The sequence below is a fragment of the Pseudoalteromonas sp. MTN2-4 genome (genome assembly GCF_042848605.1).
GTDB lineage: Bacteria > Pseudomonadota > Gammaproteobacteria > Enterobacterales > Alteromonadaceae > Pseudoalteromonas.
Genome location: NZ_BTGK01000015.1, coordinates 36,901 through 49,229 on the forward strand (window position 1 = coordinate 36,901; position 12,329 = coordinate 49,229).

Genomic DNA, 12,329 nt, shown 5'->3' on the forward strand with positions numbered 1-12,329 from the left:
GTGACTATAATAGGCGAGTAGATGAAATGGCAAACGAATTTATAAAATAGAGTCTGTTGCAGCTTTTATTTGAACGATTAAGGCGATTATCGTAAAAATTATCCTGCATAAACTTTCATCTATGCCGTTATTAGGGGATAATACGCCCCTTTTAAATTCTAGCGGTCACTTTTACGGCTGTTTTACACAATTTTTGTGTATAGGATTAACCCACTCTTTCGAGTAATTATCTGAGTTATAAACATGAGCATTGAAAAATTACGTAATATCGCGATTATCGCGCACGTTGACCACGGTAAAACGACCCTAGTAGACAAGCTACTAGAGCAATCGGGCACGTTAGAAACACGTGGCGGTAATGAAGAACGCGTGATGGATTCCAACGACATCGAAAAAGAGCGTGGTATTACCATCCTAGCTAAAAACACCGCGATTGAGTGGAACGATTACCACATCAACATCGTAGACACTCCGGGACACGCTGACTTCGGTGGTGAAGTAGAACGTGTTCTTTCAATGGTTGACTCAGTATTACTTCTAGTTGATGCGCAAGAAGGTCCAATGCCGCAAACGCGTTTCGTAACGCAAAAAGCATTCGCACTAGGTCTTAAGCCAATCGTTGTTATCAACAAAATCGACAAGCCAGGTGCACGCCCTGATTGGGTAATGGACCAAGTATTCGATCTATTCGATAACCTAGGTGCAACTGACGAGCAGCTTGATTTCCAAGTTATCTACGCTTCAGCAATTAACGGTTGGGCAACGCTTGACCTAGACGAGCCTTCAGACAACATGCAACCAATGTTTGAAGCGATCGTTGAGCAAGTAGAAAAGCCAGATGCAGATCCTGCAGGGGCATTCCAAATGCAGATTTCACAGCTAGACTACAACTCATACATCGGTGTAATCGGTGTTGGTCGTATCAAGCGTGGTACTGTTAAAGTAAACCAACAAGTAACAATTGTTGGTGCTGACGGTTCTACTCGCAACGGTAAAGTTGGCCAAGTACTGACTTACTTAGGTCTTGACCGTCACGAAGCACAAGAAGCGCAAGCGGGCGACATCATTGCAATTACCGGTCTAGGTGAACTTAAGATCTCTGATACTGTATGTGATGTAAACGCAGTTGAAGCACTTCCAGCGCTTTCTGTTGATGAACCGACAGTAACAATGACGTTCTCTGTAAATACGTCTCCGTTCTCTGGCCAAGAAGGTAAATTCGTAACTTCACGTAATATTCTTGAGCGTCTTCAAGCTGAGCTTGTACACAACGTAGCACTACGTGTTGAAGAAACTGATAACCCAGATAGTTTCCGCGTGTCAGGTCGTGGTGAACTTCACCTAGGTATCCTAATCGAAAACATGCGTCGTGAAGGTTACGAACTAGCTGTATCTCGTCCAGAAGTAATTCTTCGTGAAGTAGATGGTCAGTTAGAAGAACCATATGAAACAGTAACTGTTGACGTTGAAGAAGAGCACCAAGGTTCTATCATGGAACAGCTTGGTCTTCGTAAAGCTGAAATGACTGATATGGCACCAGATGGTAAAGGCCGTATTCGTATGGACTTCATGATGCCTTCACGTGGCCTAATCGGTTTCCAAACTGACTTCATGACACTAACATCTGGTTCAGGTCTTATGTACCACACGTTCGATCACTACGGCCCACACAAAGGCGGTAACATTGGTCAACGTAAGAACGGTGTTCTTATCGCAAATGCTGCAGGTAAAGCACTAACTAACGCACTATTCAACCTACAAGACCGTGGTAAGCTATTCATCGGTCACGGTGTTGAAGTTTACGAAGGTATGATCATCGGTATTCACGCGCGTGATAACGACCTAACTGTGAACGCGCTTAAAGGTAAGCAGCTTACTAACGTTCGTGCATCTGGTACTGATGAAGCGCAAAACCTTGTGCCACCAATCGTTATGACACTTGAGCAAGCACTTGAATTCATTGATGATGATGAGCTAGTAGAAGTAACACCAGAAAGCATCCGTATCCGTAAGAAACTACTTACTGAAAGCGAGCGTAAGCGCGCGAGCCGTGAAGCTAAGAAATAATCTCTTACGAGATGTAAAAAAACCGCTCAACTGAGCGGTTTTTTTGTAGCTAAATAAAGCAAACTATTTAGAAGTATTACTTTTTGGCTTTGAATTAAAACAAACCATAGCTTTCGGTTTCTTCAGGGTCATAGCTTTGTAAATGTTCGGGTCTAAAAATCGCACTAGGATCGATTAATACGCTATGTGTATCATCACGTTTAATTAAACCTTTCATCATTTGCTTAGTTTGTGGATCGATATCAAAACCGATATTGGTGATCTCATTGAGTGGTTTGATCTCACTCTCATCGCAATGAATATTGTCTTGTACTTGATCGACCAACAAACCAATATGTGGTTTTTGACCATCTAAGGTTGTAAAAACAATAATAGGTTTGTGATCGAGCGTGATTTGATCTCTTGCTGACTCAAATAATCGGATCAGTTTTTGGTAAGTTGTAGTACGCTCTTTCTCGAGCATTCTTACTGCTTGTTCTTTTTCGCCTTTGGCACACATATCTAATAAGGTGCTTGAAAGATTGTGTAATTTTGTATGAGGTTCTTCAAAGCGTGCAAGTAAAGCTTTTAAATCTTCATTATCAGTTTTGAAACTATAAAACCACTTACCAAATTCACATTGTCGAGGATCTCGTGCTTTGGTGAAAGCGACACCTTCGTGAATACTGTGTTCAAGTGCCACTAACCAAGCTTTATGATCTTGTTCACGATCATGTAGTAGTTTTACGAGTGCTTGATTTACTTCTGAGGAAGATTGGTTATTTAAGATTAAGCCAAGATCAAAAATAGGCGTTGGGGTGCCCATGTAATCTTTGACCCCCAAGAAGCTTGGGTTGCCGTTTGGCAATGAGGTTAGGTTTCCTTCATAGCGCTCGGTCAGCAATATGTCTAAGATCTTTAAAGAAATTGTTTTTTGCCCAACACGAAAGTTAATTAAATCCATGTCTGCCTCATCATGCTTATAAGTATGACTAATGATAGATCAATTATGAATGATATGAACGGAAAATTGGTAATTTCTTTTGCTTTGATTTGATCTTAAATAAATGACGTAATTCATCATCTTGGTTGATCACATTGCTTAAGGCATTGAGGACACAGCTAGAATTAAATGGTAAAGGACACATTTTTGCGCCAAGACTAAACACTAATGCGTTAAGATACCCTTCAAAGATGGCGTGCGTAATAGGTAAAGAATGTGTGTTTAACGTTGCTCTGAATTGCTCACAAATTTTACCCTCACAAGAGACTGGATTTGGCACCACTTCTGTGACCATTAATTGGCTTGGTTGAGTCAGCTTGTTCAATAGATCTTCGCTGGAGACAAATGATACAGTGGTGAAAGCGAATTGCTTATTTTGCTTTTGTGATAACAGGATGAAGTGTGATAACGGCTCATAAGTGCCTACCATAGCAACGGCAGTGGCTTCACTGTTGCCAATTAGTTTGAGTGCTTTCTCAACTTCATTGGTATTTCTACGAAATCGGCCGACTACCTGAGGTTTTAACCCCCTCATTCTTAGTGCCGCAGTGAGACTTTTTTGCAATGTAATACCAAATTCGTCAGCTTGTATGAGCAATGCAATTTTTGAATGGCCTAATTCATCAACTAAGTAACTGATTTGTTCTTTTGCCTCATCAAGGTAGCTGGCTCTTAAGTTAAACACTTTGAATGCGGGTTTTTCCCTTAAAAATGCTGCACCCGTATAGGGCATAAGCAAAGGTATTTGTGTGTGCTCTAGCATGGATTTTATGGCAGTTGTGGTTGGGGTACCCATGTAACCAAATAATGCATGTACTTTTTTATCGTAAATAAAAAAGCGTGTGTTGTTGACTGTGTGGTTTGGCTCATAGCCATCATCTCTCACATCGAGTTCGATAAGCGCGCCGTGGATCCCACCCAGTTTATTAATCTGTTCAAAATAAATTTTAGAACCTAGCGCAAGTTGTTTGCCTATTTCACTGGCGGGCCCAGTTAAAGCCACCGACATGCCTAATTTTATATTGAGTTGTGACCCCGAAGCCATAAGCTGACATGCCCAAAAAAGGCAAGAAGTAAGCAAAATTGAGGGCTTAAATTTGGGCATAAATTTCTGCAACTAGATTAAATAAACATAGGTTTAGTTGTTTTTTTGAGTCAATGCATAACTCTTTCTTAACTACGTCTTTTTTCTTACCTTGTAATACTAGCTTAATTAGTAGTCGATGGGAAATAGCCGAAAGGTTGTATAGTAGTTGTGGGTTCTGTGACATTATTTGCCAAATCAAGGCTAAGCCTTGTTCGATATGCGCAGGTTGGTCAAGTAATATTTTTAACTGCTGTTTATGCTCAGCCGAGATGAATGAGTTACCAGTTGTTGGTTTTAGTAACTGACTTACCAGTGTGTCATCTAGCATTTGATACTGCGTGAGCAATTGATAAGTAAACTGCTGAGAAAAGCGCACTCGCAACTGATGCTGTTCTTCAGACAGATCTTTATTATTCTTTAATACAATTGCAGAATACTCGCCGCTGGCTTTGTCTTGTTTAAAGCCTAACTTTACAATTTGATACTCGTTCTCTTGCCAGAACTTTAATAACTGTGCGGTGCAGCCAAAGCTACTACCAAAGTAATCGACCTCATCTTGAAGTTGCTGTTCGCTATAGTTCAATAACTGCTGACCCAGCTTTTGGCATTGAAAATCAGGTGCGATTGCTATTCTGACAACTCTAGCGGCTTTATGACGCAAAAATGCATCTTGCTGTAGTAAGTGGTAAAGCTGTTGCGGTAGCAAGTGCCCTTTGGGTCGTCTGTTCTGTTGCGCTATCGCTGCGATACTATCAGCATTTAAACTGCCTTCAATACTGACTAGACAAATACCAAGTAAATGGTTTTGCTGTTTGATTGCAAAGAGTCTGTTATCAGGCTGGTCTAGTAACTGTCTTAGGTCATTAACGCTGGTTTGGTAATGCGCGAGCACCAATAATGAAAATGCTTGTCTAAGTAGATGCTCATCGTGAAGTAAATCTTCAGATGTAATATGAGTGAACTCGAACTGTTCAAGTTGCTTAGGTGCATTAAACTCAGCGTCGAGCGCGAATAGTTTGTTTATGCTGCTTTCTAACGGATCACACTGCTCATATCTAATCGGCGCATTGAGGGTCAATTGCTGATAGGTAGGACAGTGTTTTGCTAAAAAACGTTTGAACCTTAACGTATAGCCTCGACCATTACCTTCATAGCCTACTAAAGTCGATGCAAATACACAGCGCTTAAACTTATCCGCTATTTTGATGAGGGTAGGCACGGGTAAAGCTGCGGCTTCGTCAATAAGAATGATGTCATCGCTGATATTTTCTTGAAGTAACTTATCTGGTGGACAAAAGCGAAGATTAGCGAGTGTTTTCTCATTGCCTGAATATTCAATTCCGAGGGCTTTGGCCAAATGGGAAAAACTACTTTTTACTGCTTGATATTGACGTGCACATATCACAAATGATTGCTCAGGCATTTTGCTCGCTAATAAACCTAAAGCTGATGATTTACCGCGGCCTCTATCGGCTGTAAGCAAAATATGTTGCTGCGATTTGGTGAGTAATCTAATGAGCGTTTTAATAACCTTATCTTGCTCACCTAATCTATGGTTAAGCTCTGAAGCAGGTTTTAAATCTGGTAAAGACAGCCTTGTGTCAATAGTTTCAGAAATAATAGAGATAGGTAGCTGAGAAAATAAGCGCTGCCAACGCGCTAAAAATGGACTTGTTGTTAGCGATTGCTGATGATTTTGCCAAGTTGTGATCCCTTCGTCACACCAAGAGTTTAATTGCGCAAGCTCAGGTAAGACGAGCGCAAGTATGCCGCCTGCTTTTACTGTGCCACTGAGTGCCGCCAGTTTATTGGGGATAATCCCTGAATAGCCATCGTATATTGCGACATCGAACTCTTGACCAAGAATTTGATGAAGATGCTCAGGCCATTGCGCTTGATTAAAAGTGGGTTCTTTTGACAGTGATAAGAAAGAAGTCGTCTTGCTTGTGAGTTTATTCAACTCGGTGGCAGCCCACTTCTGTGAGCCGCAAAACAACACTAACTGACGGTGCTGATTAAAAGTAAGGCGCTCAAATAGCGCCTCTAAATTATATTTTTTCAAGTCTTGCATAAGCGGTGACAAGCCATTTCGTACCTACATCGTCAAAGTTGACTTGAATTCGAGATTGCGCGCCGTTACCTTCGTAATTTAATACGGTACCAGCACCAAACTTGGCATGCAAAACTCGTTGACCAAGGTTGTAACCGCTATCTTCAAAGGTTGCCAAAGTAATGGTGTTACTGAAGCGGCCTGTACTTGCTGGGCGTGAAACTTGCGTTTTAATGCGAATTTCTTCTACACAGTCTTCAGGGATTTCACGTAAGAAGCGCGAAGGACTGTGATGTTTTTCTTGTCCATACAAACGACGACTTTCAGCATGACTAATATAGAGTTTATCCATTGCTCGAGTCATACCGACATAACATAAGCGGCGCTCTTCTTCTAAGCGACCCGACTCTTCATGGCTTTGCTGTGAAGGGAACATGCCTTCTTCTACACCAACCATAAATACAAGTGGGAATTCTAGACCTTTTGCCGAGTGCAAGGTCATCATTTGCACCGCATCTTCGTGCTCATCGGCTTGGCCTTCACCAGCTTCAAGTGACGTGTAGGCTAAAAAACCTTGTAGTGGTGAACTAAAGTCTTCATCAATAGGCGGTTCATATTGACCACAAGCACTGATTAATTCTTCTAAGTTTTCTACTCGAGCGCGGCCTTTTTCGCCTTTTTCGGCTTGGTACATTGCCATTAGGCCAGATACTTCAATGGTTTGTTTAGCTTGTTCGCTCAATTCTAGCTCATCGATTTTATCGCTGAGATGCTCGATAAGTTCAACGAATTTAGTGACGGCAGTTGCTGCTCTACCTGCTAAATGCTTTTGCTCTAGAATCGCTTTTGCGGCGTACCACAATGGCATTGATTCATTGCGTGCACAGTCACGGATATGGCTTAAGGTTTTGTCACCAATACCACGCGCTGGGGTATTAATAACTCGTTCAAATGCAGCATCATCCTGACGGTTGCATATCAGGCGTAGGTAACATAAAGCATCTTTGATCTCTTGGCGTTCGAAGAAGCGCATACCGCCATAAATGCGATACTTTAAGCCTTCTTGTAACATTGCCTCTTCAAGAATACGCGACTGGGCGTTGTTACGATAAAGAATGGCGCAATCTTGTAAAGCATTACCCCCATTCAGCCAAGTTTTGATTTTACCTACTACAAAACGGGCTTCATCTAACTCATTAAAGGCAGCATAAATCGAAATAGGCTCGCCTTGGTTGCCATCGGTCCAAAGGCTTTTTCCCATTCGCTCGGCGTTGTTTTCAATCAGCGCGTTAGATGCTTTTAGAATGGTTGCCGTAGAACGATAGTTTTGTTCAAGGCGAATAGTCTCTGCATCAAAGTCATCTAAAAAGCGTTTGATGTTTTCGATTTTAGCACCACGCCAGCCGTAAATGCTTTGGTCATCGTCGCCTACGATCATGATATTGCTGTCACCGCCAGCAAGTAGTTTTAACCAGCGATATTGAATGTTGTTGGTATCTTGGAATTCGTCTACCAGCATATGACGGAAACGCTGTTGATAATGGCGTAGTAATGTCGGCTGCTGTTGTAGCAATTCAAAGCAGCGTAATAAGATTTCAGCAAAGTCGACCAAACCCGCCCTATCACAGGCTTCTTGATAAGCCGTATAAACGCGCAACATCAGTTGTTCGTTTACATCATAAGCTTGAATATCTTTTGGACGTTGACCTTCATCTTTACGAGCGCTGATATACCAGGCTATCTGCTTTGGCGGCCACTTCTTTTCATCAATATTCATGGCTTTCAATAGACGGCGGATCATACGTACTTGGTCGTCAGTGTCTAAGATTTGAAACGCTTCGGGTAAGTTAGCTTCACGGTGATGAGCGCGAAGGATTCGGTGAGATAAACCGTGAAAAGTGCCGATCCACATACCGCCGACAGGTGATTTGAGTGTTTCTTCAACACGGGTACGCATTTCTTTGGCGGCTTTATTGGTAAAGGTCACAGCAAAAATACTATAAGGAGAGGCGTGCTCTACCTGCATTAACCATGCAATACGATGAACAAGTACTCGCGTTTTACCTGAGCCTGCGCCAGCCAGCACCAGCATGTTCTGCAAAGGAGCAGCTACAGCTTCGCGTTGTTTATCGTTTAAGCCGTCAATTAAATCAGAAACGTCCATTAGGTTACCTTGCCAAATCAGAATGCAGCAAAGTATACCTAGGCTAGCGTCTATTTCCCAGCAAGACACACATTTTTACTATGCGTAAAAACTTAACTTTTTGAAATATATGAAGAATGAAAATAAATTGAACTGTATAAATAACCAGTTTACTGGCCGATGTATTCTTTTAAGCGATTTTGAACTTCTTCAACTAATAAGTCAGGTTGGAATTTAGATAGAAACGCATTACAGCCCACTTTTTCAACCATAGCTTGGTTAAAACTGCCACTCAAAGACGTATTCAAAATGACATAAAGATCTTTAAGGCGAGGATCATTCCTAATTTCATAGGTTAAGCGGTATCCGTCCATCACTGGCATTTCAGCATCAGTTATTACAGCAAGAATTTCTTGTGTAACATCTTTACCCTCATCAGCCCATAGCTTGAGTATATCAAGCGCGGCTTGCCCGTCAGTTGCCGGAATAATTTCAATCCCCAATTGTGCAAGCGTGTCTGACACTTGGCGACGTGCAGTTGGTGAATCATCCGCATGAAGAATTTTCTTACCTTGAAATTCAGGCAGGATTGATTCATCTAGTACATCGTCTGATATTTGTATGTCGTAGCTAATAATCTCAGCCAATACCTTCTCTACGTCGATAATTTCAACGAGGTGCTCTTGGCCGTCACGCTTTAGTTTTGTGAAGGCAGTAAGATAATGGTTTTTACCCACAGAACTTGGTGGAGGCATAATATCCGACCAAGTGGTATTGACGATTTGGTCAACTTTACCGACTAGAAAAGCTTGAACAGTGCGGTTGTATTCAGTAATAACGAGATTGCAGTCTTCATCACGCTGACATTCTGGCAAATTGATTGCTCTACGAAGGTCGATAACTGGGATGGACTCTCCACGAATGCTAGTTACACCACATACTTTCGGATGCGCGTTTGGCATGATGTTTAGGTGTGGTAGCTTTACAACTTCTTTTACTTTGAAGACATTTAAAGCAAATAGATGGCGGCTATGTAAATGAAATAACAACAACTCAAGTCGGTTTTCACCCACCAGTTGAGTTCTTTGATCTACAGAAGCTAAAACACCAGCCATGTCGTTATCCTTTAGAAGAAGATAAATTCAGTATACCTAACACGAGGTAGAAATCTAATAAACCTAAAATGAGGTCATCTATAAGTCTATCCTAGATTTATTTAAAGTGGTATTTGCAAGCAAATAGATATCGCGTATTGTGAACAAAAATCATTAAATTCAATTGTTTTAGCTATGCCTCTGTATTTTAAAAAACTAGCCATGCTCTTAAGGGCACATATAGACAAAGCTAGTTGGCAGCTATTAATGGCAGTAACAGTGTTGCACATAGCTGCGACTTGGTTACTGCTTCTTGCTGCAAACGAAACCGAGCTATTAGGGCTCAACACCTATTTTTATTATTATGTTGTTACCACTTCAACGGTAGGATATGGCGACATGAGTGCCGTAACGCCTATGGGTCGATGGGTGGTTGCATTATTCCAAATTCCATTTGGTTTAGCATTATTTGGTGTCTTGCTTGGTAAAGTCGGGCAGTTAGTTACATTTTGGGTAAAAAGAGCAATGACGGGAAACAAAAACTTAGCACACTTAACTGATCACATCGTTATCTTTGGCTGGCATGAGCAGAGAACAAAAAAGATTGTTGATTACATACTGGCCGACAATAAAAGAAAAGATCGACAGATTATTCTCGCTGTAAATGATCTTGAAGAGCACCCTCTAGCTAACTATTCTGAAGTTGAGTTTGCGCATCTGACGAGTTTTACAGATGAAAAAGAGCTCGAGCGTATTGCAATCTCTCAAGCTGATAAAATTATCATAGATGGCAAAGATGACGATCAGACCTTTACCACTGCATTAATGATAAGTCCGTTAATAAAAGAAGCAGCTCATATTAGTGCGCATTTCATTGATGAGAGTAAAGTCAGCCTGCTTCGCACTCATTGTAAGAATGTTGAGTGTTCTAGTACCAAGTCAGCTGAGATCTTAGTGCGCGCTATGCAAGATCCTGGTTCGAGCCGAGTGCAAGAGGAATTACTTTCAACTTTACATGGCGACACTCAGTTTAGTGTGCGGTTACCTGAGAATATTGCAGCACTACCTTTCTCTGCTTTCTTTCATTATTTCAAAGAAAAGCACGATGCAATTATTTTGGGAGTTGCTCACGATCTGAATGCATTTAATATGGACTTAAATCCACCTCTGCATTATCAAATTAAAGGCGGTGATATTCTTCACTATATTTCACCTGAGCGTATTTTACCGTCAGAAGTAAAGTGGAAAGAAATCAAATAGTATTTTTGAAGTCGTAATAATAGTTATTGCTTTACATTAGATAATAGCGAACAACTATCATTGCTCGCTATTATGGTAATGTTTTAAAAATAAGAACTCTTCCTCTGTAACAGGCATGATAGACAATCTGCCAGCTTTTTTGAGGGGTAAATCAATAATTCTTGGGTCTGCCTTAATTTGTTTCAGAGAGATAGGCCTTAACTTTTCTCTAAACTGAACAGTGACACCAAACCATTTTGGGGAGTCTGGCTTAGACTTTTCATCAAAGTAGTCACTACTCGGATCGAATTGATGGGGATCTGGGTGTGCTTCTTTTGTCACTTCTGCGATCCCGACAATTGCAGGCACTTTACAGCTGGAGTGATAAATAAAGATCTGATCACCTAGTTTGACATCATCTCTTAAAAAGTTTCGCGCCTGATAGTTTCTTACGCCTTCCCAAAAAGTACTTTGCTCTTGTGCATTCTTTAAATCATCAATAGAAAATACATCGGGTTCTGTTTTGAATAACCAATAAGCCATAAAAATCTTCAGATAGTGTTTTTTAATATTGTTGATTAAATGACAAAGCTGAGCAAGGTAAATACACAATAAACAGATACGTGTAGTATGATTAAAGCATTATGTTGTTTGAGGATAATGAGCTATGAGTCAGGTATTAGATAATTTGCTGTCACTTCTTTCATTAGAAGAAATTGAACAAGGGATTTATCGAGGGCAAAGCCAAGATTTAGGTTTTCCGCAAGTGTTTGGTGGCCAGGTAATGGGGCAAGCCCTATCAGCAGCCAAATATACGTTGCCAGCAGATCGTTATGTTAATTCTTTACACTCATACTTTTTACGTCCGGGCGATGCAAGCAAGCCAATTGTTTATGATGTTGAAATTATCAGAGATGGGAGAAGTTTCAGTACACGTCGTGTTTGCGCAATCCAATATGGTAAACCCATCTTTTATATGACAGCTTCTTTTCAGGGGGATGAAGAGGGATTATCTCATCAAACAGAGATGCCTGATGTGCCAGCACCAGAAACCCTTAAGTCTTCACTTGAGTTTTACCAAGAGCACGCGGATCTAATTCCTGAGCAACTGAGAAATAAATTTACCTGCGAAATGCCTATCGAAATGCGTCCGGTAAACTTTCAGAACCCGTTTAAACCAAAAAGCACTGAAGCTAAGAGGCATGTTTGGTTTAGAGCTAATGGCACAATGCCTGATGACAGACGTATACATAACTACTTACTAGCATATGCGTCAGACTTTGAGTTTTTGCCAACGGCTTTGCAGCCGCACGGGCTTTCTTTCTTACAACCGAATATGCAAGTTGCAACGATAGATCATGCTATGTGGTTCCACCGTCCATTTAGAATGGATGAATGGTTGCTATATACTGTCGATAGTCCAAGTGCGAGTGGTGGCCGTGGTTTAGTAAGGGGGCAATTCTTTAATAGAAAAGGTGAATTAGTTGCTTCCACCATACAAGAAGGCGTGATGAGACTAAGATCTAACTAGATCTTAGGCTTTAAATGCAAATAAGCTGTATTAAATGTTAGCAAAAAGCGACTAAAAACAGAGTTTTGATTTCTTTTTGAGCGGTTGAACTCATTTCTTAAAATTAATTGCAAAAAGGGGTTGATCAAAAAAATGA

The 12,329-nt window shown here is 40.9% G+C and carries 9 protein-coding genes; 3 read left to right on the forward strand and 6 right to left on the reverse strand.

The annotated features are described in order from the left end of the window. The first annotated feature begins 243 nt into the window (after positions 1-243). Entirely contained in the window at positions 244-2,067 is a 1,824-nt protein-coding gene (gene typA / locus ACGHEH_RS21100) for a translational GTPase TypA (RefSeq protein WP_058031200.1), read from the forward strand. 94 nt (positions 2,068-2,161) lie between these two features. On the opposite strand, the gene ACGHEH_RS21105 is transcribed toward typA, so the two are convergent. The 5 genes from ACGHEH_RS21105 to ACGHEH_RS21125 all read right to left on the reverse strand — a co-directional run bounded on the left by ACGHEH_RS21105 (position 2,162) and on the right by ACGHEH_RS21125 (position 9,444). Then, positions 2,162-3,010: a CZB domain-containing protein gene (locus ACGHEH_RS21105; protein WP_390449569.1), complete on the reverse strand. Its 849-nt coding sequence runs from the start codon at positions 3,008-3,010 to the stop codon at positions 2,162-2,164. Positions 3,011-3,053: 43 nt separating this feature from the next. Next, on the reverse strand, positions 3,054-4,094 hold the full coding sequence (locus tag ACGHEH_RS21110) for an ABC transporter substrate-binding protein (protein WP_390449572.1): 1,041 nt from the start codon (positions 4,092-4,094) through the stop codon (positions 3,054-3,056). Positions 4,095-4,140: 46 nt separating this feature from the next. Continuing rightward, positions 4,141-6,207 carry a GNAT family N-acetyltransferase gene (locus ACGHEH_RS21115; protein ID WP_390449575.1) on the reverse strand — a complete coding sequence of 689 codons (2,067 nt, stop codon included), beginning with the start codon at positions 6,205-6,207 and terminating at the stop codon, positions 4,141-4,143. Next, positions 6,185-8,350, reverse strand: coding sequence for a DNA helicase II (gene uvrD, locus ACGHEH_RS21120; protein WP_390449578.1), 2,166 nt, complete (start codon positions 8,348-8,350; stop codon positions 6,185-6,187). The genes ACGHEH_RS21115 and uvrD overlap by 23 nt, the downstream gene beginning before the upstream one ends. Before the next feature lie 149 nt (positions 8,351-8,499). Next, complete coding sequence (locus tag ACGHEH_RS21125) at positions 8,500-9,444, reverse strand: chemotaxis protein CheV (protein WP_390449581.1); 945 nt, start codon at positions 9,442-9,444, stop codon at positions 8,500-8,502. 174 nt (positions 9,445-9,618) lie between these two features. Here ACGHEH_RS21125 and ACGHEH_RS21130 point away from each other — a divergent pair, with 174 nt between their 5' ends. Continuing rightward, entirely contained in the window at positions 9,619-10,683 is a 1,065-nt protein-coding gene (locus ACGHEH_RS21130) for a potassium channel family protein (protein WP_390449584.1), read from the forward strand. Between the two features lie 57 nt (positions 10,684-10,740). Here ACGHEH_RS21130 and ACGHEH_RS21135 read toward each other — a convergent pair whose 3' ends face one another. Next, the gene (locus ACGHEH_RS21135) at positions 10,741-11,205 is read right to left on the reverse strand and encodes an EVE domain-containing protein (protein WP_390449587.1); all 465 of its coding nucleotides are present in this window, start codon (positions 11,203-11,205) and stop codon (positions 10,741-10,743) included. Positions 11,206-11,329: 124 nt separating this feature from the next. Here ACGHEH_RS21135 and tesB point away from each other — a divergent pair, with 124 nt between their 5' ends. Beyond that, positions 11,330-12,193 carry an acyl-CoA thioesterase II gene (gene tesB / locus ACGHEH_RS21140; protein WP_390449590.1) on the forward strand — a complete coding sequence of 288 codons (864 nt, stop codon included), beginning with the start codon at positions 11,330-11,332 and terminating at the stop codon, positions 12,191-12,193. Positions 12,194-12,329 lie beyond the last annotated feature (136 nt).